Origin of the sequence: Stenotrophomonas sp. (assembly GCF_032056425.1) — a bacterium.
Lineage (GTDB): Bacteria > Pseudomonadota > Gammaproteobacteria > Xanthomonadales > Xanthomonadaceae > Stenotrophomonas.
Window position 1 is genome coordinate 158,265 of record NZ_DAMBCN010000001.1, and the last position, 26,473, is coordinate 184,737.

At 66.0% G+C, this 26,473-nt stretch carries 26 protein-coding genes and 1 pseudogene; 6 read left to right on the forward strand and 21 right to left on the reverse strand.

Going from position 1 to position 26,473, the window contains the following annotated elements:
* Positions 1 to 24 precede the first annotated feature (24 nt).
* The 10 genes from RTY46_RS00685 to ffh form a co-directional block, all read right to left on the reverse strand.
* Positions 25 to 423 carry a DUF1801 domain-containing protein gene (locus RTY46_RS00685; RefSeq protein WP_312706188.1) on the reverse strand — a complete coding sequence of 133 codons (399 nt, stop codon included), beginning with the start codon at positions 421 to 423 and terminating at the stop codon, positions 25 to 27.
* Between the two features lie 34 nt (positions 424 to 457).
* A complete protein-coding gene (locus RTY46_RS00690) occupies positions 458 to 889 on the reverse strand; it encodes a DUF1801 domain-containing protein (RefSeq protein WP_312706189.1) in 432 nt (143 codons plus the stop codon).
* A 4-nt stretch (positions 890 to 893) separates the two neighbouring features.
* Entirely contained in the window at positions 894 to 1,274 is a 381-nt protein-coding gene (locus RTY46_RS00695) for a DUF6404 family protein (protein ID WP_312706190.1), read from the reverse strand.
* An 82-nt stretch (positions 1,275 to 1,356) separates the two neighbouring features.
* Entirely contained in the window at positions 1,357 to 1,758 is a 402-nt protein-coding gene (gene rplS, locus RTY46_RS00700) for a 50S ribosomal protein L19 (RefSeq protein ID WP_005408597.1), read from the reverse strand.
* A gap of 154 nt (positions 1,759 to 1,912) precedes the next feature.
* Entirely contained in the window at positions 1,913 to 2,671 is a 759-nt protein-coding gene (gene trmD, locus RTY46_RS00705; RefSeq protein WP_312706191.1) for a tRNA (guanosine(37)-N1)-methyltransferase TrmD, read from the reverse strand.
* Positions 2,672 to 2,679: 8 nt separating this feature from the next.
* A complete protein-coding gene (gene rimM, locus RTY46_RS00710; RefSeq protein WP_108748976.1) occupies positions 2,680 to 3,192 on the reverse strand; it encodes a ribosome maturation factor RimM in 513 nt (170 codons plus the stop codon).
* Between the two features lie 45 nt (positions 3,193 to 3,237).
* Entirely contained in the window at positions 3,238 to 3,498 is a 261-nt protein-coding gene (gene rpsP, locus RTY46_RS00715; protein ID WP_108748975.1) for a 30S ribosomal protein S16, read from the reverse strand.
* A 97-nt stretch (positions 3,499 to 3,595) separates the two neighbouring features.
* A complete protein-coding gene (locus RTY46_RS00720) occupies positions 3,596 to 4,408 on the reverse strand; it encodes an aminotransferase class IV family protein (protein ID WP_312706192.1) in 813 nt (270 codons plus the stop codon).
* Complete coding sequence (locus tag RTY46_RS00725; protein ID WP_312706193.1) at positions 4,405 to 5,475, reverse strand: nitronate monooxygenase; 1,071 nt, start codon at positions 5,473 to 5,475, stop codon at positions 4,405 to 4,407. The genes RTY46_RS00720 and RTY46_RS00725 overlap by 4 nt, the downstream gene beginning before the upstream one ends.
* Positions 5,476 to 5,649: 174 nt before the next feature.
* The gene (gene ffh / locus RTY46_RS00730; RefSeq protein ID WP_199934553.1) at positions 5,650 to 7,026 is read right to left on the reverse strand and encodes a signal recognition particle protein; all 1,377 of its coding nucleotides are present in this window, start codon (positions 7,024 to 7,026) and stop codon (positions 5,650 to 5,652) included.
* A 122-nt stretch (positions 7,027 to 7,148) separates the two neighbouring features.
* Between ffh and ccsA the strand changes: the two genes are divergently transcribed.
* On the forward strand, positions 7,149 to 7,943 hold the full coding sequence (gene ccsA / locus RTY46_RS00735) for a cytochrome c biogenesis protein CcsA (protein WP_108748971.1): 795 nt from the start codon (positions 7,149 to 7,151) through the stop codon (positions 7,941 to 7,943).
* A 115-nt stretch (positions 7,944 to 8,058) separates the two neighbouring features.
* Here the strand turns inward: ccsA and RTY46_RS00740 are convergent, their stop codons facing one another.
* The 3 genes from RTY46_RS00740 to radA form a co-directional block, all read right to left on the reverse strand.
* A complete protein-coding gene (locus RTY46_RS00740) occupies positions 8,059 to 10,365 on the reverse strand; it encodes a tetratricopeptide repeat protein (RefSeq protein ID WP_312706194.1) in 2,307 nt (768 codons plus the stop codon).
* A gap of 51 nt (positions 10,366 to 10,416) precedes the next feature.
* A complete protein-coding gene (locus RTY46_RS00745; protein ID WP_312706195.1) occupies positions 10,417 to 12,273 on the reverse strand; it encodes an ATP-binding protein in 1,857 nt (618 codons plus the stop codon).
* Positions 12,274 to 12,528: 255 nt separating this feature from the next.
* The gene (gene radA, locus RTY46_RS00750; protein ID WP_312706196.1) at positions 12,529 to 13,905 is read right to left on the reverse strand and encodes a DNA repair protein RadA; all 1,377 of its coding nucleotides are present in this window, start codon (positions 13,903 to 13,905) and stop codon (positions 12,529 to 12,531) included.
* 205 nt (positions 13,906 to 14,110) lie between these two features.
* Here radA and RTY46_RS00755 point away from each other — a divergent pair, with 205 nt between their 5' ends.
* Positions 14,111 to 16,168 carry an EAL domain-containing protein gene (locus RTY46_RS00755; RefSeq protein WP_312706197.1) on the forward strand — a complete coding sequence of 686 codons (2,058 nt, stop codon included), beginning with the start codon at positions 14,111 to 14,113 and terminating at the stop codon, positions 16,166 to 16,168.
* Positions 16,169 to 16,471: 303 nt separating this feature from the next.
* Here the strand turns inward: RTY46_RS00755 and cyoD are convergent, their stop codons facing one another.
* The 4 genes from cyoD to cyoA are packed head-to-tail and all read right to left on the reverse strand — an operon-like array spanning position 16,472 to position 20,488.
* Complete coding sequence (gene cyoD / locus RTY46_RS00760) at positions 16,472 to 16,813, reverse strand: cytochrome o ubiquinol oxidase subunit IV (protein WP_108748966.1); 342 nt, start codon at positions 16,811 to 16,813, stop codon at positions 16,472 to 16,474.
* The gene (gene cyoC / locus RTY46_RS00765) at positions 16,813 to 17,451 is read right to left on the reverse strand and encodes a cytochrome o ubiquinol oxidase subunit III (RefSeq protein WP_312706198.1); all 639 of its coding nucleotides are present in this window, start codon (positions 17,449 to 17,451) and stop codon (positions 16,813 to 16,815) included. Before cyoC ends, cyoD begins: the two co-directional genes overlap by 1 nt.
* A complete protein-coding gene (gene cyoB, locus RTY46_RS00770; protein ID WP_312706199.1) occupies positions 17,448 to 19,445 on the reverse strand; it encodes a cytochrome o ubiquinol oxidase subunit I in 1,998 nt (665 codons plus the stop codon). The genes cyoC and cyoB overlap by 4 nt, the downstream gene beginning before the upstream one ends.
* 2 nt (positions 19,446 to 19,447) lie before the next feature.
* Positions 19,448 to 20,488: a ubiquinol oxidase subunit II gene (gene cyoA, locus RTY46_RS00775; protein WP_312706200.1), complete on the reverse strand. Its 1,041-nt coding sequence runs from the start codon at positions 20,486 to 20,488 to the stop codon at positions 19,448 to 19,450.
* Between the two features lie 315 nt (positions 20,489 to 20,803).
* Here cyoA and RTY46_RS00780 point away from each other — a divergent pair, with 315 nt between their 5' ends.
* From RTY46_RS00780 to RTY46_RS00790, 3 genes are all read left to right on the forward strand, one after another.
* Positions 20,804 to 21,142 carry a hypothetical protein gene (locus tag RTY46_RS00780; RefSeq protein WP_312706201.1) on the forward strand — a complete coding sequence of 113 codons (339 nt, stop codon included), beginning with the start codon at positions 20,804 to 20,806 and terminating at the stop codon, positions 21,140 to 21,142.
* A 414-nt stretch (positions 21,143 to 21,556) separates the two neighbouring features.
* On the forward strand, positions 21,557 to 21,925 hold the full coding sequence (locus tag RTY46_RS00785; protein WP_312706202.1) for a hypothetical protein: 369 nt from the start codon (positions 21,557 to 21,559) through the stop codon (positions 21,923 to 21,925).
* Between the two features lie 38 nt (positions 21,926 to 21,963).
* Entirely contained in the window at positions 21,964 to 22,329 is a 366-nt protein-coding gene (locus RTY46_RS00790; protein WP_312706203.1) for a hypothetical protein, read from the forward strand.
* On the opposite strand, the gene RTY46_RS00795 is transcribed toward RTY46_RS00790, so the two are convergent.
* A complete protein-coding gene (locus RTY46_RS00795) occupies positions 22,293 to 22,760 on the reverse strand; it encodes a hypothetical protein (protein ID WP_312706204.1) in 468 nt (155 codons plus the stop codon). The genes RTY46_RS00790 and RTY46_RS00795 overlap by 37 nt on opposite strands.
* A 33-nt stretch (positions 22,761 to 22,793) precedes the next feature.
* Positions 22,794 to 24,077 (reverse strand): hypothetical protein, encoded by a 1,284-nt coding sequence (locus RTY46_RS00800; protein ID WP_312706205.1) that lies wholly within the window; start codon positions 24,075 to 24,077, stop codon positions 22,794 to 22,796.
* 235 nt (positions 24,078 to 24,312) lie between these two features.
* On the opposite strand from RTY46_RS00800, the gene RTY46_RS00805 reads away from it, so the two are divergent.
* A complete protein-coding gene (locus RTY46_RS00805) occupies positions 24,313 to 24,813 on the forward strand; it encodes a hypothetical protein (RefSeq protein ID WP_312706206.1) in 501 nt (166 codons plus the stop codon).
* A gap of 37 nt (positions 24,814 to 24,850) precedes the next feature.
* On the opposite strand, the pseudogene RTY46_RS00810 reads toward RTY46_RS00805, so the two are convergent.
* Both RTY46_RS00810 and RTY46_RS00815 read right to left on the reverse strand, forming a co-directional pair.
* A pseudogene (locus RTY46_RS00810) lies at positions 24,851 to 25,867 on the reverse strand (IS3 family transposase); the annotation flags it as partial.
* A 28-nt stretch (positions 25,868 to 25,895) separates the two neighbouring features.
* A complete protein-coding gene (locus tag RTY46_RS00815) occupies positions 25,896 to 26,405 on the reverse strand; it encodes a hypothetical protein (RefSeq protein WP_312706207.1) in 510 nt (169 codons plus the stop codon).
* Between the last annotated feature and the right edge of the window lie 68 nt (positions 26,406 to 26,473).

Consider the following 26,473-nt stretch of genomic DNA (forward strand, 5'->3'; position numbering starts at 1 on the left):
CGGGCATGGCCCGGCGCTACCGCTCTACTTAGCGGCGTTGTGCGTGGCCGCCGCGCGTACCAGCGCCTTGAACGCGGTCGCGTCAGGCATCTCTCCTTCGTGAATGTCGATCGCGCGCCGCGTATTGCCTTCCAGGCTGGCGTTGAACAGGCCCTTCGGGTCTGGCAGCGCGGCGCCGTGGGCGAAGGTCAGTTTCACTGCCTGTTTGTAGGTTTCGCCCGTGCACAGGATGCCGTTGTGTTCCCACACCGGCGTGCCGCGCCATTTCCAGGTTTCCTGCACATCCGGCAGCGCCTGGTGGATCAGCGTGCGCACGCGGGCCAGCGTATCGCCACGCCAGTCGGCCAGTTCGGCGATGCGTGCATCAATCAGTTCAGAGGCAGGGCGTGCTTCTTCGGTGGCTTCCGCAGCTTTTCTGGGCATGTCTGCACTCGCACGGTACGGTGGGAAAGGGAAACTACATGCGCGCGCCGGGCAGCGCCCGTGCCTGCTGCAGCCAGTCCAGCAGTCGTGCGCGGTCCAGCGCGGTGTCTTCGTACAGGTGCAGATAGCGCGTGGTGGCCTGCTTCGAAGGCTCGGGCGGCTGCGGCTGCAGCAGCGCGCCGTGGAAGAACGCGACCTTGATGTAACGCGTGCAGCAGTGGAAGCTGAGGAACCAGCCCTGCCCTTCGGCAACGCCATACATCGGTGAATTCCAGCGCACTGCCTTGTGCACGCCGGGCACGGCCTGGGTGATGAGGGCATCGAGCTGCTCGCCGAACGCACGCTTCCAGCCGGGCATGGCGGCGATATAGGCCTGCACCGGTCCATCACCATCGCCCTTGGCGATCTGCGGGTTGCCGCCGGACAACAGCTTCGGTGCAGCGGGGGCGGATGGCTTGGAAGGCATCGGCTCAGTCCCGCAGCGTGGCGAGGAAACCGCGCCAGTCGGGCAGTTTGCGGCTGTTGCGCAGCGAGCGCATCAGCGCGGCCATCACCAGGCCGAACAGGGCCCCGGCCAGCAGACCGGCGGCCAGCAGCAAGGGCAAGGGGCGCTCGCTGCCCTGCCAGATCAGCACCCACATCAGGCCGGTCCAGAACAGCCCGAACAACAGGCCCTGCATCAGCGCATTCACCCCGAAGCCGGCCAGAATCGGCGGCGGCAGGGCCACGCCCAGGCGCCACAACGTGCGATGCAGCAAGGGCGCGGCCTGTGCGCGGGGCAGGCCCTGCTGGTCCAGATAGCGCAGCGCGGCCTGGATGCGGGCCGGGTAGCGCGGGCTGATCTCATTCATGCCCTGATCGTGGCCGATACGGCAGCCCAAACGCAAACGGCCACCCGAAGGTGGCCGTCGCGGCAACAACCGAAGTTGTTTATCAGGCCTTTTCGGCCAGACGGGCAGCCTTGGCGGCAGCAGCGGCAGCCAGGTCTTCCTTGATGCGGGCAGCCTTGCCTTCCAGGCCACGCAGGTAGTACAGCTTGCCGGCGCGGACCTTACCACGACGCTTCACTTCGACCGAGTCGATGATGGCGCTGTGGGTCTGGAACACGCGCTCCACGCCGTAGCCGTGCGAGATTTTGCGCACGGTGAACGAGGAGTTCAGGCCGGCATTCTTGGTGGCGATCACAACGCCTTCATAGGCCTGCACGCGCTCGCGACTGCCTTCCTTCACCTTCACGTTGACGACAACGGTGTCGCCCTGGCTGAACTTCGGCAGTTCGCGGGTGATCTGGGCGGATTCGAATTCCGCGACGATGGACTTGTTCAGCTTGCTCATGGGTTACACCGATTCTTGTTCGGGTGGGCGTGTCGTTCTGACAACGTAGGCTCATGCAGTCACGGAACTGTGCTGCACGTTTGTTGTGGGTACTGCGCGCGCCAGCCGGGGCTGGCGGGAATTGGCCATGATAGCCGATAAAGCCAGCCCTGCGCTAGGGGCTGGCCTTGTGTTTCTGGGCTTGGCGGGCCTGGTCCAGCAGCTTGCGGTCGGCCTTGCCCAGCGCCTGTTCATCCAGCAGGTCCGGGCGCCGCTCGGCGGTCCGCACCAGCGACTGCTGGCGGCGCCAGGCCGCGATGGCCGCATGGTTGCCCGAGCGCAGCACGTCCGGCACGTCGCCCAGCGGGTGCTGCGCCGGCTGGCTGTAATGCGGGCAGTCGAGCAGACCCAGGTCGCCTTCGAAGCTGTCCTGGGCCGCCGATTCGGCGTCGTTCAGGGCGCCGTCCTGCAGCCGGGCCACGGCATCGATGATGACCGCCGCGCCAAGTTCGCCACCGGACAGCACGTAGTCGCCCAGCGAAATTTCTTCATCGACATTCGCTTCCAGGAAGCGTTCGTCGATGCCTTCATAGCGGCCACAGAGCAGGACCATGCGCGGCAGCGCCGCCAGTTCCCGCACCTTGGCCTGGGTCAGCGGCGCGCCCTGCGGGCTGAGGTAGATCACCCGCGCCGGGGTCGGGTCGGCGTCGCGGATCGCCTGCAGGCAGGCCTGCAGCGGCTCGATCAGCATCACCATGCCCGGGCCACCGCCGAACGGACGATCATCCACCCGGCGGTAGTTGCCTTCAGCGTAATCACGCGGGTTCCAGCCATGCAGGCTGAACAACCCCTTCTCCTGCGCCCGGCCGACCACGCCCAGCCCAGCGGACTGGGCCAGGAAGTCGGGGAACAGGGTGATGACGTCGAAGCGCATGCTCACACTCAGAACTCGGGGTCCCAATCGACCACGACCAGATTGGCCTCGAAGTCGACCGATTTGACGAAGTCCGGCAGCACGAACGGAATCATCCGCTCGCGGTCGCCGCGGACCACGACCACATCGTTGGCGCCGGTGCTGAACAGGTGCGAGACCTGGCCCAGGGCAACGCCCTCGACGGTCTTCACGTCCAGGCCTTCCAGATCCACCCAGTAATACTCATCGGGCTTCGGCGGCGGCAGCGCGCTGCGGGCCACGTAGATCTCGGTGCCGTGCATGGCTTCGACCGTATCGCGATCTTCGATGCCCGGGAACCGGGCCACCAGATGCTTGCCGCTGTCGCGGCCACGGGCGCCTTCAAGCGTCGATTCCTGCCCGTTGGGGCTGCGCAGGATCCACGGCTGGTAACGGAAAATAGCGGAACGCGGCTCGGTCCAGGACTCGAGCTTTATTTCGCCGCGCACACCAAAAGCGCCGACAATCCTGCCCAGCAGGATGCGGCGCTCGTTATCTTTCATCTGCGTTCAATCAGATGGGCCGCGCCAGAGCGCGGCCCGTCAGGATCAGGCCGCAGCGGCCTGGGTCTTGGCCGCTTCCTTGATCAGGTTGCGGACCTTTTCGGTCGGCTGGGCGCCGTTCTTGACCCAATGGTCAACGCGGGCCAGGTCCAGCTCGATGCGCTTCTCGCCGCCCTGGGCGACCGGGTTGTAGAAACCAACGCGCTCGATGTTGCGGCCGTCGCGCGCGCTGCGCACGTCGGTCACGATGATGTGGTAGAACGGACGCTTCTTGGCGCCGCCGCGGGTCAGTCGAATCTTGACCATGGTGTTTTTCCTATTGCCCAGTCGCCGGAATGGCGAGGTAAGCGGGTGATTATAGCGGCAGATGGCGGCCGGGCCAACCCCTGGGCCAGTTGACGGGTCAGATCCCTTTTGCCGCGCAAAAGGGCTCTGACCCCAGCACGTCCCACGCCACGCCCGCCAGCACCGCCCTGCCCTGTTCAGCCAAGGCCTGCGAACCCGGCAGGACCTGCCCATCAATCGCGTCCAGCGCCCATACCCCGCTGGCATTGCAGGCAAAGGCCGCCTTCACACCGGCCAGATCGGCCAGCCGCAGCGGCTGGGTGGCCTGCGCGCCGGGCCAATGCCGCTGCAGCAGCGCCTCGGCGGTCCCGCGCAGCGCTGGGGCCTGCGGCCAGAGCAGGCGTTGGCCATCGTGCACGGCCAGGTTCCAGGTACTGCCCTCGCTGATCCCGCCCGTGGGCGACACGAACAGCACATCGTCAACGCCCACCGCCATCGCGGCACGGCGCTGGGCAAACAATCCGAACGTGCCCACATGCTTGATCTGCGGCAGCTCGCGCTGCCAGACCACGCTGCGCACGCGCTTCGGTGCGGTCAGCGCCACCGGTGCGGACACCGCCACCAGTACGTCCACCGGCACGGCGGCCAGCGGATTGCGGAAATCGAAGCGGCGCGAGAACACCGTCACCCGCAGCGAGGCGTCGCCCTGCCCCGCCTGCTGCAGCGCCTGTGCCATCCACGCCTGCACCTGACGCAGGTCCAGATCGCTGCCAAACAGTTCGCGCGTGGCCTGCGACAGCCGCGCCAGATGCAGCTCCAGCCCCTGCACCGCGTGGCTGCGCGCCTGCAGCGAGGTGAAGTGACCGTAGTTCACCAGCGCCGGCAGCAGATCGTCGGCCTGCGCGGGCTGGCCATTGCAGGTCACGGTCACCGCAGCAGGGCCTGCGCGTCGCGCCACATGTCGGCCAGCACGTCGGCGGCCGGCTGCGCCGGGGCCATCCACGCCGACTGCCCGGCCCAGGCCTGCATCGCCGCCAGTTCATTGCGCTGCGCCGCCTGCTGGCGCATCGGCGCGGTCAGCCCGCGCTGCACCGGGTACGGGCGCGGCGGTGGTGCAGCGTCGGCCGCTGCCGCGCGCACATAGGGCGTGGCCAGGCCGCGGCCCAGGCGACCACTGAAGGCACGGGTCGGCCAGGTGTCTTCGGGCTCGGTCACCGCCAGCGCATCGGCCCAAGCCGGGGCAATCGCCGCTTCGGGCGTGCGCAGGAACGCGGTGCCGATCTGCACGGCGCTGGCGCCCAGGGTGAGCGCGGCTGCAATGCCGCGACCGTCGGCGATGCCACCGGCGGCGATCACCGGAATCTGCAGGTGGTCGGCCAGGCGCGGCAGCAGCGCGAACAAGCCGACCAGTTGCCGTTCGGCCAGCGCCGGATCGAAGGCGCCACGATGGCCACCGGCCTCCACGCCCTGCGCCACCACCGCATCGGCACCGGCGTCCTGCGCAGCGCGTGCTTCGGACAGCGTGGTCGCGCAGGCAATCCAGGCAATGCCGGCGTCTTTCAGCTGTTGCACGTGGCGCGGCGACAGCACGCCCATGATGGTCGAGGCCACCGCAGGGCGCGCGGCCAGCAGGGCGGCGAACTGTTCATCGAAATCGGCCGGGGTGGCATCGGCGGCACTGGCCGGCACCTCGGGGCCCCATTGGGCCAGGAAAGCGCGGCTGGCGGCCTCGGCGGCCACGTCGCGGGCCGGCGCCGGGTCGGGCAGCCACAGATTCACCTGCGCCGGGCCATCAGACGCGGCGCGGAAGCCATCCATCCACACGCCGATATCGGCCGCCGAAGACAGCACCGCGCCCATCGCGCCCATGCTGCCGGCGTTGGCCAGCGCAGCGGACAACGGCACCGGGCAGGCGCCGGCCATCGGTGCCAGCAGGATCGGAACGGAAACCTGGAAGCGCCGGCAGAACGCCTCGACGCGGGAAGTGACAGCAGACATCAGCAGGGCGGCCCATCGTTGCAGACAGGCCCCCATGGTGCGCGCAGCAAGGGGGTAGAGTCGAGCTTGCTCGACTGAACCACCAACAGCAGTCGAGCAAGCTCGACTCTACCAACGCATGGCCCCAGCAAGCGTCGGCATGCCAACGCATTCACCCGCCCACGCATCAACGCATCAACGGAAAGGCAAACCGCGGCCGCCCATGGCGCCCATCATGCCCTTCATGCTGCGCATCATGCCCTTCATGCCGCCGCCGGCCATCTTGCTCATCATCTTTTCCATCTGCATGTACTGCTTCATGAGCTTGTTGACGTCGGCCGGGGTCACGCCCGAACCCTTGGCGATGCGCGCGCGGCGCGAGCCGTTCAGCAGGTTCGGGTTGCGCCGTTCCTTCTTGGTCATCGAATTGATGATGGCGATCATGCGCGGCACTTCCTTGCCCTGGCTGACCTGCTGCTTCAGGTGGTCGGGAATGTTGCCCAGGCCCGGCAGCTTGTCCATCAGGCCGCCAATGCCGCCCATGTTCTGCATCTGCTCCAGCTGGTCGCGCATGTCGTTCAGGTCGAACTTCTTGCCCTTGGCGACCTTCTCGGCCAGCTTGGCAGCCTTGTCCTTGTCCACCTGCTGCTCGACCTGTTCCACCAGCGACAGCACGTCGCCCATGTCCAGGATGCGGCTGGCGATACGGTCGGGATGGAACACATCCAGACCTTCCGGCTTTTCGCTGACACCCACGAACTTGATCGGCTTGCCGGTGATGTAGCGCACGCTCAGCGCCGCGCCGCCACGGGCGTCACCGTCGGTCTTGGTAAGCACCACGCCGGTCAGCGGCAGCGCATCACCGAAGGCCTTGGCGGTGTTGGCCGCGTCCTGGCCGGTCATGGCATCGACCACGAACAGGGTTTCAGCCGGGTTCACCGCCGCGTGCAGGGCCTTGATCTCGGCCATCATCGCTTCGTCGATGGCCAGGCGGCCGGCGGTATCGACCAGCAGCACGTCCACGAACGACTTGCGCGCATCGTCGATGGCCGCGCGCACGATGGCTTCCGGCTTCTGGTCGGCGCTGGACGGGAAGAACAGCACGCCCACCTGCTCGGCCAGGGTCTTCAGCTGCTCGATCGCGGCCGGACGGTAGACGTCGGCCGACACCACCATCACCTTTTTCTTGCGCTTTTCCTTCAGGTGCTTGGCCAGCTTGCCCACGGTGGTGGTCTTGCCGGCGCCCTGCAGGCCCGCCATCAGGATGATGGCCGGGGCGGGAACGTTGAGGTTCAGGTCGCTGGCTTCGGCGCCCATCACCGCGGTCAGCTCGTCGCGCACGACCTTGATCAGGGCCTGGCCCGGGGTCAGCGACTTCAGCACTTCCTGGCCGACCGCGCGCACCTTGATGCGCTCGATCAGGGCCTGCACCACCGGCAGCGCCACGTCGGCTTCCAGCAGCGCGATGCGCACCTCGCGGGTCGCCTCGCGGATGTTCTCCTCGGTCAGGCGGCCACGGCCACGCAGGCGCTCGATGGTGCCGGAAAGGCGCTGGGTCAGGGACTCGAACATGCGGCGCAACCTGTCTGAAAGCGGGGGACAATAAGGCAGACAGTATAGCGGGTCCGCCCCGGTTCCCGGGCTGCGACGCTGCGGCCGTCGCCAGCTTACCGGGGGTATGCGAAACTGCCACGATGACAATCGTTCTCATCGCGATCCTGCTGTACCTGGCCGCCAGCGTTCTGCTGGTGCGCGCGCTCGGCCGCGACGAGGCAATGGGCTCGCCCACCTGGCTGTGGCCGGCACTGCCTGCCATGCTGCTGCACGGCGGCTACCACGTGCTGGTGGCGCTGCGCACCAGCGGCGGGCCGGACATGCATTTCTTCGCGGCGCTGTCGCTGGTCGGCCTGGGCATGGCCTGGCTGACCTCGCTGGTGGGCGCGCGCGGGCGCATGTCGGCGCTGGGCGTGGTGGTGTTCCCGCTGGCGGCGCTGCTGCTGGCGGTGTACCACGGCTACGGCCACGCCCCCAGCAAGGTGCTGGGCTGGCGCCTGGCCAGCCACGCCTGGCTGGCCCTGCTGGCCTACGCCACACTGAGCATCGCTGCACTGCTGGCCATCATGCTGTGGCTGCAGGAACGCGCCCTGCGCCGTCGGGAATTCCGCCCGTGGCTGCGCGCCCTGCCGCCGCTGGCCGACCTGGAATCGCTGCTGTTCCGGGTCATCACCGTGGGGTTCGCGCTGCTGACCCTGACCCTGGTGACCGGCGTGCTGTTCGTGGACGACCTGCTGGCGCAGAAGCTGGTGCACAAGACCGTGCTCAGCGTGCTGTCGTGGATCGTGTTCGGTGTGCTGCTGGTCGGCCGCCGCCGCTACGGCTGGCGCGGGGTGAAGGCCGTGCATTGGACCTTGAGCGCGATGCTGTTGCTGCTGCTGGCGTTCTTCGGCAGCCAGTTCGCGATTGAACTGGTGTTCGGGCATACCCGATAAAGGCGTGCCGACCAACGGTCGGCACCCACCGGTACTGCGTCCACGCATGGCGTGGATCTACCTGCGGCCAGGGGTAGCGCCGGGCCATGCCCGGCGAGCGCGCAGCGCGGCGGGCTTACAGCCCGTACCGCTCGATCACATCCAGGTGCGGCTGGCGTTCCTGGTCGCAGGCTTCGGCCAGGCGCAGCCAGCACTGCGGGTGCTGCCACTGGGCGGTGTGCTGCTGCAGGAACCGGTGCAGCGCCAGCGGCGCGTGGTCCTGCGGCTGGGCCACGGTGAACAGCAGCCCCGGCAGCGTGCCCTCTTCCGCATCGGGGTCGGTCACGGTGTAGTCGGCACGGCTGTGCCCCCAGATCTGCCAGCCCTGCGCCTGCGCCGCTTCCACCAGCGCATCCCACGCGGCTTCACCGGGGTGCGCACCGTCGATCAGCCAGCTGCGCGCGAAGCCACCGCGCTCCAGCACGTGGACCTGCGCGTAGGTGGGAATGAAGTGCTGGCGGGCTTCTTCGTCTTCCGGTGCGGGATGCACCAGCGCGGCGTCGAACACCACCCAATCGCCCACCTGCTGGGCACGGTTGGCCGGTGCGTTTTCCACGATGCGCGCGGTCACCGGGCCGGTGCGGCGGGCGTAGTACTCCATCGGCTCACCCTGCTCTTCGCTGCGGATGATCACCCAGCCCCACGGCTCTTCCACCACGCCTTCCTGGCTGGACAGTTCCATGCCGATGGCCGCGGCCGAGCGGCGCACCGCATCCCAGTCGCGCGCAGCGCTGGCGGCACTCATGTGGTCCCAGTGCGCGGCGTTGGGGTCTTCCTGCAGCTCCACCAGCTGTGCATAACAGGCCTGCGCATCACTGAAACGTCCCGTTTCCATGTACATGCGGGCCAGCGTGCCACGCGCGCCGTGCGAGCCGGGCGACAGCGCCAGCAGCGCCTTCGCGGCCTGTTCCAGTGCCGGCCAGTCAGACACCCGGCGCGCACGCTGCACATCGCACCAGTGCGCGAAGACCGGCACGCTGCTGCGGTACACATCGGCCAGCTGGCGCAGGCCCTCGTCATCGCCCTGCTCGGCCAGCCAACGCATCAGCGTGTAGGCCGCCGGGCCGTCTTCCTGCACATGCGCGCGCACGAACTGCCACAGCAGCGCGCGCGCTTCGTCCTGCGCCCCACAGGCATTCAATGCCGACGCCGCCACTTCGGCCAACGCCTCGTCGTCGGGGCACTGTGCGTGGCCCTGCAGCAGCCACTGCGCCTCGCGTTCCGGATCGCGCGACTGGTTCTGCTGGCCCTGCGCTTCCAGCCACGGCAGCAGTTCGGCGGCCGGCACCGGCAGCGGCGCGGCCTCGGGCAGTGCATCAATGCGCGCCGCCAGCGCGGCGACCTGTTCGGCCGCGCCCCGGTCCTGGCGCAGCTGCGAAAGGTGCGTGCGAGCCAACCGCAGCTGCCGCTGCGCGACCCAGCGCGCACCGCGCTGCAGCGCCAGTTCCAGGCTCAGCGCGGCCATTTCGATCACCAGGCGGTGCGCGCCCACGCGGGCGAAGTGTTCGATGATGGTGTTGAAGCGCGTGCCCAGATCCCAGGTGTTGCGCGCCGGATCACGCTGGCACAGGATCGCCACCGTGTTGGCCCACATGCGCCAGGTATTGGGGGTCAGCTCGCTCCACGGCACCAGCTGCTGCAGCGCTTCTTCGTCGCGGCCCAACTGGGCCAGCGCCCAGGCGCGCGACAGGCGGCGCGGCACGGTGCAGTTGGCCGGTTCGTACTCGCCGGCCGCGGCCACTTCGGCCTCGCGCTGCTCGATCAGCACCAGCGCTTCGTCGGCACGGCCGGTGGCCAGCAGCACCTTGATCTGCATTTCCGGGAAGCTGTCGAACACTTCCTTGCCGCGTGCCTTGATCGCATCAGACTGTGCCTGCAGGTAATCCAGCGCGTCCTGGCCGCGGCCATCGTCCAGCAACGCATCGGCCTTCTCGCAGCTCAGGCACTGGAAGCAGGCCCAGCTGGGATCGATGCGGGCCAGCGTTTCATCGCACACTTCAATGCGCTCGGGCACCCAGCCCGGGCCGTCGATGTTGCCGTAGCAGGCAGCCAGATCCTGGGTGACGCAGATCGACTGCGGGCAGTCCAGGGTGTCGGTACGGTGGGCGCGCTCGAACAGCGCCACCGCTTCGCCCAGCGCACTTTCGCCTTCCAGACGGTTGCCCACGCGGTTGCGCAGCGCCCAGTGGCCGACGTAGACATCCACCCAGGGGTTGTCCAGCGCCTTGCCCAGCGCACGCGCCTCGGGCAGCAGTGCATCCACGCGGTCGACCTGCAGTTCACTGACCTCATCGGCCAGGCGGGTGAGCAGGTGCGCGTTCTGCGCCTGGCCGGCCTGGCGCAGGTCTTCCTGCAGTTTTTCGACCCAGTTCCAGATTTCCATGATGTGTAGAGCTCCTGTCTAGCGAAGGCTGGATAAGAAGGTGAGCGGTGATCAGCGCAGCATCTGCTGCAGCGCACCGGCAATATCGGCGAAGGCGCCATTCAGATCGGGCGTGGCAGCGCTGGCATCGCGCGCCAGCGGCCGCCCTTGGGCCGAGACAATGATCTTCAGCGAACGCAGCAGTCGCGCGGCGGCCGGGGCCTGCGCGTGGCCGGCACGCTGCGCCTGCAGCAGCGCCTGCACCGCCGGGTTGTCCAGGTTCACGTACAACCGCGACGGCGCGCGCGCTTCGATGCGCGCGGTGAACTGCCGCGCCAGGCGCAGCGCGGCCATCGACACGCGCTTGTCGTTCTCATCGTCTTCCAGGCGCTGTTTCAGCTCCGCCTCGCGGTCGGGTACCACCACCACCGGCAGCGCCTCGGGGGTGAAGCGCGCCGGCAGCAGCTGCTCGCCATCGCCCAGGTGCTCGCGCAACCAGGCCAACTGTGTGTCGTCCAGGCTGTCATCGCTGCGGAACAGCGCGCGGTTGCCCTGTTCGGTGCCCAGCTCCACCAGGCGCAGGCCCTTGGCCTGCGTCCAGCGGCGCAAGAACGGCACCACCGCGTAGCGATGGCCGTGTGCCACCGGCACGCCCATGGCACGGAACAGCATCTCTTCGAAGCCGCCGCCGTTGTCGAGGATCACGTGCACCGCGCCGCGCGCTGGCAGCGCGCTGGCCGGCAGATCACCCTGCGAGGTCGGCACGCGCACGTGTTCCAGCAGCAGGTCGAACAGACGGTCGTCGCACAGCGCTGCGCCCAGCAGGGCCTCGTTGTGGCGGCTGAGCACGCGGCGCCAGGCTTCCGGCTGCTGCCGCGCCACATCGGCCAGACCGTCGATCAGCGCTTCCAGCAGCGCGTGCTGCACGGCGCGGTAATGGTCGTCGCGCTGCAGGTCCTCGCGGCTGGCGGTGGGGGTCAGGCGGGACGATTCGATTACCCCGCCGATGAAGCCCGCCCACGGCGGCAGCAGGTCGCGTGCATCGTCGTCCAGCAGCATGCCGCGCACGAACACCGACAGATTGCGGTTGTCGCTGGTGCCGTAGGTAGCGCCGTCCTGCACCCACAGCAGGCCGGTGGCGTCACTGTCCGCATCGGCGCGCAGCGGCACGGTCACGATGGGCTCGAAGTCGTGTTCGAAACGGGCGGCGAACTGCAGCGCCTGGCGCCGCGCCTGCACCGGGTGCAGCGCAACCTCGCCCTGCCCGCGCCACGGAGGCGGCTCGGGGTTCAGCGCTTCGGTGGCGGCGCCAATGAAGATCGGTTCGGACAGCAACGCGCAGTAGCGGCCCAACACCTCGTACAGCCGAGCCTCGTTGGCCAGCGGCAGGAAGTCCGGGTGCAGTTCCAGTTCCACTTCCGTACCGACCGCACGCGCCGGCACTTCGCTCACGGTGTACTGCTCGGCGTTGCTGGACACATACAGGTGGCCCAGTTCCGGCGTCTGGTAGGACGTGGTGCGCACACTCACCCGCCGCGCCAGCACGAAAGCCGACAGGAAGCCCAGGCCGAACATGCCGATCAGGCCGTCCTGGTCGTCACCGCCCTGGCGCAGGCCTCGGGTGTAGCCCACGCCGACCGTGGCCAGGTAATCGTGGATTTCCTGGCGGGTCAGGCCAGCACCGGTATCGATGATGCGCAGCACGCCGGCCGCGGCATCGACCTGCACATCGATGCGCGACGGCAGCTCGCCCCCGGCCTGTTCAATGCGGCGGCGGATGATGGAATCGTGCGCGTTCTGCACCAGTTCGCGCAGCGCCACCATCGGGGTGGAATACAGGTGCTTGCCCAGCACCGTCATCAGTCCATTGAGATCGACCCCGGCCCGGCGGATTTCGGCAGCGGGGGTGGTCAGCGTCGGGTCCTGCATGTAATCGGTTACTCCTTGCCACAGAAGGCGCCACGGGGCGCCATCGTCGAGCCGGGAAAACTAGCACAGGCACGCTGACCGTTGCTTCATCGGACGCGTGCAGCGCTTTGTAGAGTCGAGCCCTGCTCGACTGCTCCCCAGCCCCAAGTAGAGTCGAGCTTGCTCGACTGCTCTTGCCTGGACGCGAAACGCAGTCGAGCATGGCTCGACTCTACAAAAGGCAGTCGAGCATGGCCCGGCTATACCGCACGGATGTCACGCCGCGTCGATCGCCTCGGACAGCCGCTCCACGGCGATCACTTCCATGCCCTTCACGCTGCCGCCCTTCGGCGCGTTGGCCTTGGGCACGATGGCGCGCTTGAAACCATGGGTGGCCGCTTCGCGCAGGCGGTCTTCGCCGTTGGGCACCGGGCGGATCTCACCGGACAAGCCCACTTCGCCGAAGGCAATCGTCTTTTCCGCCAGCGGCCGGTCCTGCAGCGACGACAGCACGGCCAGCAGCACCGGCAGATCGGCGGCGGTTTCCTGCACGCGAATGCCACCGACGACATTCACGAATACGTCCTGGTCACCCACCAGCACCCCGCCGTGGCGGTGCAGCACCGCCAGCAGCATGGCCAGGCGGTTCTGTTCCAGGCCCACAGCCACGCGACGCGGGTTGGACAGCGGCGAGGCATCCACCAGCGCCTGCACTTCCACCAACAGCGGCCGGGTGCCCTCGCGGGTCACCATCACGCAGCTGCCGGGCTGGTGCGCACTGCTGCCGGACAGGAAGATGGCCGATGGGTTGGACACTTCCTTCAGCCCCTTGTCGCCCATGGCGAACACGCCCAGCTCGTTCACCGCGCCGAAGCGGTTCTTGAACGCGCGCAACAGGCGGAAGCGACTGCCGCTTTCGCCTTCGAAATAGAGCACCGCATCCACCATGTGTTCGAGCACGCGCGGGCCGGCAATACCGCCTTCCTTGGTCACGTGGCCGACCAGGAACACGGCGGTGCCGGTTTCCTTGGCAAAGCGCACCAGCCGGGCCGCACTCTCGCGCACCTGGCTGACCGAACCCGGTGCGGCGGTCAGGGTTTCGGTCCACAGGGTCTGCACCGAATCGGCCACGATCAGGCGCGGACCGGCCTTGCTGGCGTGCTGCATGATCGACTCGACACCGGTCTCGGCCAGGGCGTTCACGCCGTCCAGCGGAAGTTCCAGCCGGTGCGCGCGGCCGGCCACCTGCGCCAGCGATTCCTCACCGGTCACGTACAGCACCGGCAGCTCGGCGGCCATCCTGGCCACCGCCTGCAGCAGCAGGGTCGACTTGCCGATGCCCGGGTCGCCACCGACCAGCACCACCGCGCCTTCCACCAGGCCGCCGCCCAGCACGCGGTCGAATTCGCCGATGCCGGTACTGACCCGGCGGTGCTCGGTCTGCTGCACGTCCTTCAGCGCGGTGATCTTCGGCGGATCGATCTTGCCCACCCAGCCATTGCGGCGCGCAGCCGGGGCCTTCGCGGCTGCGGCGCTTTCCAGCACGATTTCCGACATCGAGTTCCACGCCCCGCATTCCGGGCATTGCCCCTGCCATTTGCTGGAATCGGCGCCGCATTCGTTGCAGACGTAAGCGGTGCGGGCCTTGGCCATCGGAAATCCTGCGTGGTGAACGGTGAAGGAGGATAGCCGAGCGCGGTCGCAGGCGCTGCGACAGCCCGCCTTGGGCACGCCACCTACACATCTCCAAATACGAGATAAACATCACACTTTCCAGCCGCTAAGGTTCAGCCCCCCTGCCGCCGCTATAGTTCGCGGCTTCATGCCCGCCCTCCCCGCTTTCCCTGAAGGACCCGCAATGACTGGCAGTTACAGCCAGAGCCTGGTTGCTTTCTCGCTGTTGGTGGCCATTCTCGCTTCGTACACCGCCTTGGACATGGCCGGGCGCTTGACCACCTCACAGGGCCGCGTCGCCCGCTGGTGGCTGATCGGCGGCGCTTCGGCCATGGGGCTGGGCATCTGGTCGATGCACTTCATCGGCATGCTGGCCTTCAAGCTGCCGATTCCGATCGGGTTCGATCTGGGCATCACCCTGTACTCGCTGGCGGTGTCCATCGCCGCATCGGCGTACGCACTGTGGCTGGTCTCGCGCCCGGAACTGCCGCGCCGGCGCCTGCTGGCCGGTGGCACCCTGATGGGCCTGGGCGTGGCCACAATGCATTACTTGGGCATGGGCGCCATGCGCATGCAGCCGGGCATCGACTACGACCCGCTGTGGTTCGCGCTGTCCATCGCCGTAGCCATCGGCGCCTGCACCGCCGCGCTGTGGATCGCCTTCCGCCTGCGCCGCGAAGAACAGCGCACCCTGCCACTGCGCATTGCCGCATCGGCGGTGATGGGCCTGGCCATTGTCGGCATGCACTACACCGGCATGGCCGCCGCCAGCTTCCCGGCCGGCAGCCTCTGCGGCGCGGTGATCGACGGCGGCATTGAATCGCACTGGCTGGCGGTGCTGGTGATCGTCACCACGCTGGGCGTGATCGGCATTGCGCTGGTGGCCTCGCTGTTCGACCGGCAGATGCGCGTGCGCACCGGCCTGCTGGCCGAATCGCTGGAAAAGGCCAACGACAAGCTGCTGCAGGCCGCCCTGCATGACCCGCTTACCCAGCTGCCCAACCGCATGCTGTTGCAGGATCGCATCGAACAATCGATCGAGAAGGCGCGCCGCCGCGGCCATGCGCTGGCGGTCATGTTCTGCGATCTGGACGGCTTCAAGGCGGTCAACGATGCCTACGGACATCAACTGGGCGACCGCCTGCTGGTGAAGATGAGCCAGCGCGTCAGCGCCCTGCTGCGCCCGCAGGACACTTTCGCCCGCCTGGGCGGCGATGAGTTCGTGATCGTGCTGGCCATCGACGAACCCGACGACGCGGTGGTGGTGGCCGAGCGCATCATTGCCGCCGTGGCCGAACCGTTCCTGATCGATGCGGCCGAACTGCAGGTCAGCGCCAGCCTGGGCATTGCGTTGTACCCGGACGATGCCACCAGCGAACGCGAACTGATGGCCCATGCCGACGCGGCGATGTACCACACCAAGGAAGGCGGCCGGAACGGCTACACCTTCTTTACCCCGTCCATGCAGGTGAGCGCGAACCGCCAGCTGCGCCTGCTGCAGGACCTGCGCCGCGCCACTGAGCGCGGCGAACTGCTGCTGCACTACCAGCCCAAGTTCGTGGCCGCCGGCACCCCGGCGGTGGGCGCCGAAGCCCTGCTGCGCTGGCAGCACCCGGAACTGGGCATGCTCAGCCCGGACGTGTTCATTCCCATTGCCGAACGCAGCGGCTTGATCCTGCCCATCGGCGACTGGGTGCTGGACCAGGCCTGCGCGCAGCTGCGCGCCTGGCACGATGCCGGCCAGCACGAATGGACCATGGCGGTGAACCTGTCGCCGCTGCAGTTCTCTTCGCCGGCGCTGCTGGACAGCGTGCGCCATGCACTGCAACGCCACGGCATTGCGCCGGAACGGCTGACCCTGGAAATCACTGAAACCACGGCGATGAAGGACGTGGAAGCCAGCCTGGCGATCCTCAACGATCTGACCGCGATGGGCGTACATATCGCCATCGATGATTTCGGCACGGGCTATTCCAGCCTGCTGTATCTCAAGCGCATGCCCGCCACCGAACTGAAGATTGACCGCGCCTTCGTGCGGGAGCTGGAACAGAATCCCGAAGACGCGGCCATCGTGTCGTCGATCGTGGCCCTGGGCCGTTCGCTGCAGTTGCAGGTGGTGGCCGAGGGCGTGGAGACCAAGGAACAGCAGGATTACCTGAGCGGGCTGGGCTGCGACCAGCTGCAGGGTTACCACCTGGGCCGGCCGATGGCTGCCGACGAGTTCCTGCGCAAGGTCGGTTGAACCGCGCGGGGTCGGATCCCTTGCCGCAGGCAAGCGCTCTGACCCCATCCGCACCGCGCGCGCCGCCATCCACGCATGGCGTGGATCTACTGCCGGATGCATTGCGCGCGGCCCATCCACGCATGGCGTGGATCTACCCGCCGGGCATGGGCCGGCGCTACCCCATCCACGAACGCACGAGCGGCAGGGCCGGCGGGGTCGGACCCCTTGCCGCAGGCAAGGGCTCTGACCCCCCCCCCTCCGCCAACGAAAAAGGCCGCCCCGAAGGACGGCCTTTTCGTGTGTGGCAACGTCGCGAGGACGTCAGTGCATCATGTGCACGTTCATGTTGTGCATGACCCACAGGGTACCGGCCACGATGATGCCGATCACCACCACGGTGAAGGCAGCAGCGTTGACGTTCCAGCGGCTTTCCGAAGATCGGTCCAGGTGCAGGAAGAACACCAGGTGCACCAGCATCTGCAGCACCGCGGAAACCGCGATCACCACACCGCTTACAGTGCGCGAGAAGTCGCCCGACATCACCACCCAGAACGGGATGACGGTCAGCACCACCGCCAGCACGAAGCCGATCAGGTACGACTTCACGCTGCCGTGGCTTTCGCCACCGGTGCCGTGGTCGTGTGCATGGTTGTCATGTGCCATTACAGCGCTCCATTGAGGTAGACGACGGAGAACACGCCGATCCAGATCAGGTCCAGGAAGTGCCAGAACAGGCTCAGGCACGCCATGCGGGTCTTGTTGGTCGGGGTCAGGCCGTACTTCTTCAGCTGCACGAACATCACCAGCAGCCACAGCAGGCCAGCGCTCACGTGCAGACCGTGGGTACCGACCAGGGCGAAGAACGCCGACAGGAAGGCACTGCGGTCAGGGCCGTAGCCCTGGTGGATCAGGTGGTTGAACTCCCACACTTCCATGCACATGAAGCCGAAGCCCAGCAGCCAGGTGATGGCCAGCCACAGGTACATCTGGCCCACCTGCTTGCGGTGCATGGCGATCATGCCCAGGCCGAAGGTCAGCGACGAGGTCAGCAGCAGCGCGGTTTCCCACGCCACGAACGGCAGCTCGAACAGATCCTTCGGGGTCGGGCCGCCGTCATTTCCGCCCACCAGCACCACGTAGGTGGCAAACAGCGAGGCGAAGATGAGGCAGTCGCTCATCAGGTACACCCAGAAACCGAAGACGGTGTTGCCGCCGGTGTCGTGGTGCTCGTGGTCGTCATGGCCATGGGCCGCCGCGTGCGCGGCGTGCCCGTGGCTCAGGGTCGAGGTATTGGTGCTCATGCCTTCAGCTCCGACTTCACCAGGCCCTGGGCTTCCAGGTGCTTGCGGTGTTCGTTCTCGATGCGTTCCACCTCGGCGGCCGGGACCCAGTAGTCCACGTCCTGGTCGAAGGTGCGGTAGATGAACGTGGCGATCATGCCGACGAAGCCGACGATGGCCAGCCACCAGATGTGCCAGATCATCGCGAAGCCGAACACCAGGCTGAAGGCGCCGATGACCACACCCGTGCCGGTGTTGCGCGGCATGTGGATGTCGGTGTACTTGGCCGGCTTCGGCCAGGCTTCACCACGCTGCTTGCGCTCCCAGAAATCGTCCAGCTCGGTGACTTCCGGCAGGGTGCCGAAGTTGTAGAAGGCCGGCGGCGAAGAGGTTTCCCACTCCAGCGTACGGGCATCCCACGGGTCGCCGGTCAGGTCGGCGGTCTTCTTGCGGTCGCGGATCGACACAGCCACCTGGATGATCTGGCACAGGATGCCGGCACCCACGATGAAGGCACCTGCGGCAGCCACCAGCAGCAGCGGCTCGTAGGCCGGGTTCACGGTGCTCTGCAGGCGACGGGTCATGCCCATGAAGCCCAGCACGTACATCGGCATGAAGGTCACATAGAAGCCGATGAACCAGCACCAGAAGGCGCACTTGCCCCAGAACTCGTTCAGGCGGAAGCCGAACATCTTCGGCCACCAGTAGGTGATACCGGCGAACATGCCGAACACCACGCCGCCGATGATGACGTTGTGGAAGTGTGCGATCAGGAACAGGCTGTTGTGCAGCACGAAGTCGATGGCCGGGATCGCCAGCATCACGCCGGTCATGCCGCCGATGGTGAAGGTGACCATGAAGCCGATGGTCCACAGCACAGGCGTGGTGAACTGCACGCGACCGCGGAACATGGTGAACAGCCAGTTGAAGATCTTCACGCCGGTGGGGATGGAGATGATCATCGTCGTGATGCCGAAGAAGGCATTGACGTTGGCACCCGAACCCATGGTGAAGAAGTGGTGCAGCCACACGATGAACGACAGCACGCCGATGCAGGCGGTGGCGTAGACCATGCCCTTGTAGCCGAACAGCGCCTTGCGCGAGAAGGTCGCGATCACTTCGGAGAACACGCCGAAGGCCGGCAGCACCAGGATATAGACTTCCGGGTGGCCCCAGATCCAGATCAGGTTGATGTACAGCATGGCGTTGCCGCCACCATCATTGGTGAAGAAGTGCGTACCCAGGTAGCGGTCCAGGGTCAGCAGCACCAGGGTGATGGTCAGCACCGGGAAGGCGGCGACGATCAGCACGTTGGTGACCAGCGCCGTCCAGGTGAACACCGGCATCTGCATCAGCTTCATGCTGGGGGTACGCATCTTCAGGATGGTAATGAAGAAGTTGATGCCGCTCAGCGTGGTACCCAGGCCTGCGACCTGTAGACCCCAGATGTAGTAGTCCATGCCGACGCTTGGACTGTATTCGATGCCCGACAATGGCGGGAACGCCAGCCAGCCGGTGGCGGCGAATTCACCGATCCACAGCGACAGCATGATCAGCACCGCACCGGCCACGAACAGCCAGAAGCTGAGCGAGTTGACGAACGGGAACGCGACGTCGCGCGCGCCGATCTGCAGCGGCACGGCCAGGTTCATCAGGCCGGTGATCAGCGGCATGGCCACGAAGAAGATCATGATCACGCCGTGGGCGGTGAAGATCTGATCGTAGTGGTGCGGCGGCAGGTAGCCTTCCGAACCGCCCACTGCCAGCGCCTGCTGGGTACGCATCATGATGGCGTCGGAGAAGCCGCGCAGCAGCATGACGAAGGCGACGATGAGGTACATCACGCCGATCTTCTTGTGGTCCACCGAGGTGAACCACTCCTTCCACAGGTAACCCCACAGCTTGAACTTAGTGATCAGGGCCATCACGCCCAGACCACCCAGCACTGCACCGACCAACGTCGTCAGGACGATCGGATCGTGGGGGATCGACTCAAGAGAGAGTTTTCCCAACATGTTCATTCTCCCGAACCCGCGTGGCCGGCATGGCCTGCGTGTTCGTGTTCGGTGGCATCCAGGTTTTCACCCGATTCCTTGGAATCATGCGCGTCACTGGGGGTGTGCCCCTCGTGCGCTTCATGGCTGGCAGCATCGGCGGCGGCCGCACCGGCATGCGAATGCTTCATGCCGTAGTGCTGGTTGTCGCCCATGTGCTTGGCAATGACCCAGTCGAACAGGCCTTCTTCGGTCTTGCCGAAGTAGGTGACCGGGTACCACTCGGAATTCTTCGCATCACCCAGGGCCTTGAAGCTGGTCTTGTCCAGGGTCTGCTCGCCCGCACGCACCTGGTCCAGCCACTGGCGGTACTCGGCATCGGTCACCGAATAGGCGGTGAAGTGCATCTTGGCGAAGCCCGCGCCGCTGTAGTGCGAGGACATGCCCGGGAATTCACCGGTTTCGTTGGCGATCAGGTGCAGCTTGGTTTCCATCGCCGCCATCGAATAGATCATGCTGCCCAGGTGCGGAATGAAGAACGCATTCATCACCGTGTCCGACGTGATCTTGAAGTTCAGCGGGGTGTTCACCGGGAACTTGATCTCGTTGACGACCGCAACCTTCTCTTCCGGATAGATGAACAGCCACTTCCAGTCCAGCGAGATCGCCTCGATGGTGACCGGCTTGACGTCCGATTCCAGCGGCTTGTACGGGTCCAGTGCGTGTGACGAACGCCAGGTCAGGACCGCCAGCACCAGCACGATCATGCAGGGGATCGACCACACCACCACCTCGATCGCCGTGGAATGCGACCACTTCGGCTCGTAACGGGCCTTGGTGTTGGAAGCGCGGTACTTCCACGCGAAGGTCAGGGTCATGACGATGACCGGGACGACGACCAGCAGCATGAGCACGACAGCCGTGATCAGCAGGGTCTTCTCGTCCTGGCCGATCTGGCCCTTCGGACTGAGGATGGCCACGGCATCGCAGCCGGTGAGCATCACCAGCAGTGCAAGCAGCAGGCCCGGGCGCAACCAGCGCCCAAGGGTTTTCAACGGAATCATCGGTCGATCCAATTGCGAGGGAATGCCGTTCCCCGTCCTGCCCGCTCCGGCAAAAGCCGGTCCCGCCTGTGGTTGAGACAGGCAGTGAGGTGGGGTCGAGTCAGCCTTTCAATTTTAGGCCGTCACGCATCATTTAAGAAAGGCATTGACAATGATCCAGCGCAGGAATCGGCCGGATATCGCTGCGACACGTTGTCGCACCGCGCGCAGAGGGCCGGATTCGGCATAGTTGGCTGAACGTGTTCAGCGTACTTGAACCGAGCCGCTGCCGTACCAAGACTGCGTAACACACGCCCCTCTTCGCAAGGATGCCTGATGACTGCCCTGCTCCGCTGGCTCAGCACACCCGCCATGCGGCGCACGCTTGCCCTGCTGGGCGCAGCCCTGGTGGTGCTGCTGGCCTGCAACCCGGAACTGGCGCCGCTGCTGGGGCTGGTGGATGTACTGGGGCTGGATGTGCTGGCGCTGCTGCTGGGCGCGCAACTGCTGGCCACCCTGCCCTGGCTGTGGCTGCACGCCGGGCGCGGGCTGCGGGTCGTCGGGCGCCTGGCCTGCGGCGCACTGGCCGGGGCGGCGGGCGGCTATCTGCGGCAACTGGCACCGTTTTGTCGTGATCGCCTCGGGCTGGAGCTTCGGATTGGCCGGGCGGGCTGACCTGTTCGATACTGGCTGGGTGGCCCTTTGAACCGGGCCTGATGGCGACCCGGCCTTGCCGGGCGGGCGTTTCGGGCTGCGGGCCGGCGTGCCAAAATGCCGCCGAAGCGTAAAGCACCCCTGCATTGACGCAATCTGCCCTTGGCAGCGGCTCGCGGGCTGTGCACACCATGGCATGCCACTGAAAACGAGTGGCCGGGTCGGCAAACCCGATGTCTGACGAGTGTTTACGCTTGCCAGTCGGCGCCACCTCTGCGTGGCGCCGGCTGGCAATCCGTCCGCGTTCTTTGGCGGGCGGTGCGTGGGGGTGCGTGTTCGCATGCACCCGCCGGATTCGTCAGACCCGGTTTTTGCCGCCACGCACCGTCCGCCACCCCTGCGGTGGCGCTTTGTGTTTTGCACGGAGCATCTGCCATGAACCCATCAGAATTTCCTGATCTGAACGCCCGCCGCGCGGCGCCCGCTGGCGACGCCGGCGGCGAACCCGGCACCGACCCCAGCACCTTCATTCCCACGCTGCGGCGGATCCAACGGGGCGCGGCCGCCGATGGCCAGCCCTGGCCCGAACGCGCGATGCCACCCGGTCGGCGCCTGCAACTGGCCGACGCCGATTGCGCCCTGGCCGGTCTGGTCACCGTGCAGCAGATGCTGTTGGCGGCCGAGCGCACCCGCCAGACCGCCCAGCCCGAAGACACCCTGGGCGATCGCAGCACGGAAGGGCTGCTGCTGGCCTGCATCGCCCTGACCGCGCATGCGGCCAACTGCCTGCAGGTGCAACCGTAGCCCGCGCCGCGGCGGCGTCCATTCCCTCCACGGTGGTGATGCTGCTGGGCCTGCTTGCCGGCCATCTCTATCTGCCGGAACCCGCACTCAGCGTAAACAGCTACAGCAAACAGACCGTGCCGGACTTTCTGTTGATGTGGCAGCAGGCCGCGCAGTTTGCACGGGAACGGGATGCCGACGGACTGCGGGTCAGCCCTGCCGCGCGCGGGGCGCGGCATTTCGAAATGTATGTGGGGGATACGCCGGTATTATTGGTCGATAATTCGCCCAAGCGCATGGTGATTATCGTGTTTGATGATTCACGGCAGCAGGTACCGGACCTGTGGGAGCTGGAACAGCAATGGTGGCGGGCGATGCGCCAGCGCGGTCAATTCGTGCGGCGCGGCGCGGACGGGTGGGGATAGGTGGCGAGCAGGGAGAGCAGCAGGTGCTGCTCTTCGGCCTCGCGCCCCTCTTCCACAGCGTGCAACGCCAGCCAGGCAATCTCCTGGCCCTGCGTATCAAGCGCGTGCTGCGCCGGCTGCAGCGCCAACAGAGGAATGGCCTGCAGCGGCTGCAGCCGGCCTTCATCCAACAACCGCTTCACCCACGCCAGATGCAGCGCAGGGAACGTCTCGGCCAGTGCATATCCCTGCACCAACCACTGCGCCGCGCGCAGCAACGCCGCAGGGTCGGCATGGCCCAGCCACGCGTCGAGGTCGGCCTCGATGGGGCGCGGCACGGACATCTGGCCGCTGTAGTACCGCTGCAGGTGCGCCGCGTGTTCAACTGCGTTGCTGCCACTGCCCCCGTCAGAGAGCAGGTACGCCAGGAACTGCTGGGTTTCTGCATCCATCGCGCGCGTCTCTGCAACCTGTGGCCGGAGGCCTTACTGGCCATTGGCCTCACGCGGCGGCGCGTACTCGAAACGCATTTCCCGATGCCCCTCACCCACCACCGGCAGTACCGGATCGGCGCCGGTGCAGCCCAGACGCAGTTGGTCGCGCGCGGCCGCCGGCACCGTGCCGCAGCCGCCGGAGTTGCTGATCCCCAACTGCGGCAGCAGCACCGACGCGAAAGTTTCTACCTCGCCGCGCGCCGCATTGCGGTCCGCTGTTGCCGCCAGCACGCTGTAGCGCAGCTTGATGGCATACAAGCGGTCGATGGCGAGCAGCATCACCGAACTGTAGTCCTTGCCATCACGCACGAAACCGAAATCCATCACGTTGGCTTCGACGGTGGCTGCCGTACCCGGTTGCGCCTCGGCCGCCTTCAACGGCACGGTACGCACGCGCGACATATCATCGCGCCCGGCCACGGATGCTTCGCGCGCTTCCAGCAAGCCCTTGCGCTCGCCTTCCAGCAGGGCCGACCGCTGTTCCTGCTGCAGCACCCCCACCGGATAGAAGTACACGTCAATCCAACCGTCCTCGCGGCCGGCCTGCTGGTAGCGCACCGATGCACCGCCCGCGACATCGTCGTAGCGACGCTCGCCCAGCGCTTGCCATTGGCCTACCTGCAGCGGGTAGACCACGCTGGTCGCACGCAGGAAACCGCCCAGGAACGGCGACGGCGCACGCGTGCCCTGCCCCACCGCTTCCGGATTGAGCATGGCCGTATTGTCGCTGGCGCTGCATTCGGCCTTCACCACGGGCGCCAGATGCGCCCGCAACGTGCCGGCGTTCTGCTGCGCAGCCAGCGCATCCATGGCCGCAATCCGCAATGCGGGATCGGCCGCGACGAAGGACGCATAGGCGCGCAGCGCGCTCTGCACGCCGGCCACCTGCTGGCTCAGCTGATCGTCGTCGCCGTGCGGGTCCATCTGAAACGCCAGGTTGCCGAAGCTCTGCTGCATCAGCAGGTCCACGCCAATCTTCCTGGCGGCTGGATCCTGCTCAGGCAGGTCCATCACCGGGCAGATGGTGACGGTGTAATCCGGCGTTTCCGCCAACCACCGCAGCATCGACACGCGCAGTTCCTGCGCGCCCGGCTGCTGGGGGGTTGCTTCCAGCGACTGGGTGAGGCGCACGAAGTTGGCCGCGTTGATCGGCTGCGCGGGGGTGACCTGCGCCGGCGGAGAATCGGGTGCGGCCCAGGCCGGCACGGCGAGTGCCGAAGCCACGCCGATGATGGAGTATGCGGCCAGGCGGCGCAGTGCGTGGGTTGATGCCATGGTCTACGGTCCCTGTAACCGCGCGGCGCGGTGTCAGGGGCAAGCGTAGCAGGCGGTGGCGGTGGGTGGTGTCTGGCGCCCACGGGATGATGGGGCCGCCGACGATTCCCAGCCGGCAACCCGTGCGGATGAAGATCGAATACGGTGCTCATCCCCTACACTCACAAACGCGCCTTGCGGGTGCTTGCTGCCCGCCCCGTTCACCCACGGAAGAACCCCCATGCCCGGATTACACATGAACGCAAAGAACCTGATGGCGGCTGTACTACTGACGACGGGCCTTGGCCCTGTGCCCGCCGACGCTGCCAGCCCCAAGACCGAGCCCCCGGCAGATGTCAGCGGCACCTGGTCGGTGGAATGGTGCGACCGCACCAACCCCAAGCTGGACTGCGGCGGCTTCAACGTAACCCTGGTCCAGGAAGGCGCCCGCCTGTGCGGTGACTTCGGTGGCGCCTTGGTCAATCTGCGGCAGATCGACGACGGGCAGGTGGTGGGGACCGTCGTTGGCAACACGGCCGTGTTGGCCGTGGAAAGCGGCCGGAACGGATCCATCAGCCTGGTACGCGCGGAGCGGCACGGCGACACGCTGAAATGGCGCGTTGTGGACAACATCCGCAAAGGTGACAACGGCGATACCGACGTCATCGCGCTCAACGATGACTTGAAACGGAAATCAGGACCGGCGCCTGAAGGCACGAGAACGTGCGGTGGTGCTACGGACAATCTCGACGAGTGACGGTGTCCGTCGGCCGAGGAACGGGCCATGCGGCGCATCAGACGATCAGCATCGTGCGCCCAAAGCAAGGGACGCATTCCCCAAGGAAGCCGATATTCATCGTCCAGATGACCGAAGAGCCCGCATAAGCAGCATTCCGCCGGGCATGGCCCGGCGCTACTGATCTGGCCCCCTGAAAACGGACGCCATGAAGCCATGTCCAGGCGGCAGGCTCAAGCTGCAGGGCATAGTCATTGGGCGATTTGTAGCCCAGCGTCGAGTGTAGCCGGGTTGGGTTGTAGAAGCCGTGGATGTAGGCCGCGATGGATTGGCGGGCTTCCTTGCGGGTCTGGTAGGTCTTATCAGCCTCGTCGTTTATGAAGGAGGCAAAGAAGCTTTGAGCCACCGCGTTGTCCCAGCAGTTTCCTGGTCGGCTCATGCTTTCGACCACGCCGTGCGACTGCAGAAGCTGGCAATACTCGTTGCCCCAGTATTGTCCACCCCGATCTGAATGGAAGATCAGGCCGGGCTTCTGTGGATTTAGCGACCAAGCGTTGGCAAAGGCCTTCACCACCAGCTCTTCGGTCATCCGTTCGGGCACGCTGCAGCCCATCACTTGACGGGCCTGGACGCTGATGACCGTGGCCAGATACGGACAGCTCCGACGCGTTGGGATGTAGGTGATGTCTCCAACCCAGACGTTAGGTCCGGCGCCTAGTGCGAACTGTCGATCCAGGAAATTTGCGGCCAGTTGATCTGAGCCGCCGGTTGTTTTGCGCCGGAAACCGCCTTTGCATTTGCCCTGCAGGCGCTCCGCTGCCATCAGTCGCGCCACGCGATTGGGTCCCACCTCGTGGTTTGCTGAGCGCATTGCCTTGACCATCCGGCGCCGCCCATAGATCCTCCTGCTGGCCTTGTGGATGGCCCGGATCTCAGTACGAAGGTAGGCATCAGCATCGTTTGATTCAGCAGACATTCGACTCAGGTAGGCATGAAGTCCTGACACAGAAACGCCCAGAACGCGACAAAGAAGCCTGACGGGATAGAGAGTCCCCTGGCCGGAAACGAAGGCGTATCTTACTCGGACTGAGGCGGCGCCCTAATCAAAAATCACAGAAAACCAGCTCATACGGAGAGTCGGCATCATTATTTACATACTTGCCAACAGAAGCATTATCAGATATTACAAAATACTCCCTGATCGGCCGCATAAATACATCATCAGCAATCGGACTCGAACGGACCATATCCGCCCATGACACATCCAAAGGATAAACAAACCTAAAAAACGCCCTACCCCCTTCACCCCACCTTTTCTGACCTATGAATTCAACGACGGAGAACTCTTTTGCGCCGGATGCAATCGACAGCGACGTAAACTCAATAAAATCACGCTTCTCGAATAGCACCCCTCCAGGCCGAAGATGACTGACCGCACCCTTCACTACCGCAGAATCTTGAGCCTCCGTGTTGAACCGCTTATTGAGAGCGCCCACCCACCCCCGCATAAGGCCATCAATGCTGAGCCAGTATTTCTCCACATACCGTTTGCTGCGCTCATCAAGCACACGAGAACCATAACCATTGATATTACTTGAATAAAAATCACTCATTGAATCACTCCGGCGCATTCTTTGGCGGATCAACTCTAACCTTATAAACTTGGCCCGCCTTATTGATA

What these genes read in the sequence shown, in the direction of transcription:
- RTY46_RS00690 (WP_312706189.1), bottom strand. Translation starts at nt 889, where the DNA reads ATGCCTTCCAAGCCATCCGCCCCCGCTGCACCGAAGCTGTTGTCCGGC.
- RTY46_RS00815 (WP_312706207.1), bottom strand. Translation starts at nt 26,405, where the DNA reads ATGAGTGATTTTTATTCAAGTAATATCAATGGTTATGGTTCTCGTGTG.
- RTY46_RS00790 (WP_312706203.1), top strand. Translation starts at nt 21,964, where the DNA reads ATGCTGCTGGGCCTGCTTGCCGGCCATCTCTATCTGCCGGAACCCGCA.
- rimM (WP_108748976.1), bottom strand. Translation starts at nt 3,192, where the DNA reads ATGAAAGATAACGAGCGCCGCATCCTGCTGGGCAGGATTGTCGGCGCT.
- RTY46_RS00740 (WP_312706194.1), bottom strand. Translation starts at nt 10,365, where the DNA reads ATGGAAATCTGGAACTGGGTCGAAAAACTGCAGGAAGACCTGCGCCAG.
- rplS (WP_005408597.1), bottom strand. Translation starts at nt 1,758, where the DNA reads ATGAGCAAGCTGAACAAGTCCATCGTCGCGGAATTCGAATCCGCCCAG.
- RTY46_RS00785 (WP_312706202.1), top strand. Translation starts at nt 21,557, where the DNA reads ATGAACCCATCAGAATTTCCTGATCTGAACGCCCGCCGCGCGGCGCCC.
- RTY46_RS00755 (WP_312706197.1), top strand. Translation starts at nt 14,111, where the DNA reads ATGACTGGCAGTTACAGCCAGAGCCTGGTTGCTTTCTCGCTGTTGGTG.
- RTY46_RS00745 (WP_312706195.1), bottom strand. Translation starts at nt 12,273, where the DNA reads ATGCAGGACCCGACGCTGACCACCCCCGCTGCCGAAATCCGCCGGGCC.
- RTY46_RS00800 (WP_312706205.1), bottom strand. Translation starts at nt 24,077, where the DNA reads ATGGCATCAACCCACGCACTGCGCCGCCTGGCCGCATACTCCATCATC.
- ccsA (WP_108748971.1), top strand. Translation starts at nt 7,149, where the DNA reads ATGACAATCGTTCTCATCGCGATCCTGCTGTACCTGGCCGCCAGCGTT.
- RTY46_RS00780 (WP_312706201.1), top strand. Translation starts at nt 20,804, where the DNA reads ATGACTGCCCTGCTCCGCTGGCTCAGCACACCCGCCATGCGGCGCACG.
- rpsP (WP_108748975.1), bottom strand. Translation starts at nt 3,498, where the DNA reads ATGGTCAAGATTCGACTGACCCGCGGCGGCGCCAAGAAGCGTCCGTTC.
- RTY46_RS00795 (WP_312706204.1), bottom strand. Translation starts at nt 22,760, where the DNA reads ATGGATGCAGAAACCCAGCAGTTCCTGGCGTACCTGCTCTCTGACGGG.
- cyoC (WP_312706198.1), bottom strand. Translation starts at nt 17,451, where the DNA reads ATGAGCACCAATACCTCGACCCTGAGCCACGGGCACGCCGCGCACGCG.
- RTY46_RS00725 (WP_312706193.1), bottom strand. Translation starts at nt 5,475, where the DNA reads ATGTCTGCTGTCACTTCCCGCGTCGAGGCGTTCTGCCGGCGCTTCCAG.
- cyoB (WP_312706199.1), bottom strand. Translation starts at nt 19,445, where the DNA reads ATGTTGGGAAAACTCTCTCTTGAGTCGATCCCCCACGATCCGATCGTC.
- radA (WP_312706196.1), bottom strand. Translation starts at nt 13,905, where the DNA reads ATGGCCAAGGCCCGCACCGCTTACGTCTGCAACGAATGCGGCGCCGAT.
- ffh (WP_199934553.1), bottom strand. Translation starts at nt 7,026, where the DNA reads ATGTTCGAGTCCCTGACCCAGCGCCTTTCCGGCACCATCGAGCGCCTG.
- RTY46_RS00695 (WP_312706190.1), bottom strand. Translation starts at nt 1,274, where the DNA reads ATGAATGAGATCAGCCCGCGCTACCCGGCCCGCATCCAGGCCGCGCTG.
- trmD (WP_312706191.1), bottom strand. Translation starts at nt 2,671, where the DNA reads ATGCGCTTCGACGTCATCACCCTGTTCCCCGACTTCCTGGCCCAGTCC.
- RTY46_RS00685 (WP_312706188.1), bottom strand. Translation starts at nt 423, where the DNA reads ATGCCCAGAAAAGCTGCGGAAGCCACCGAAGAAGCACGCCCTGCCTCT.
- cyoA (WP_312706200.1), bottom strand. Translation starts at nt 20,488, where the DNA reads ATGATTCCGTTGAAAACCCTTGGGCGCTGGTTGCGCCCGGGCCTGCTG.
- RTY46_RS00805 (WP_312706206.1), top strand. Translation starts at nt 24,313, where the DNA reads ATGAACGCAAAGAACCTGATGGCGGCTGTACTACTGACGACGGGCCTT.
- cyoD (WP_108748966.1), bottom strand. Translation starts at nt 16,813, where the DNA reads ATGGCACATGACAACCATGCACACGACCACGGCACCGGTGGCGAAAGC.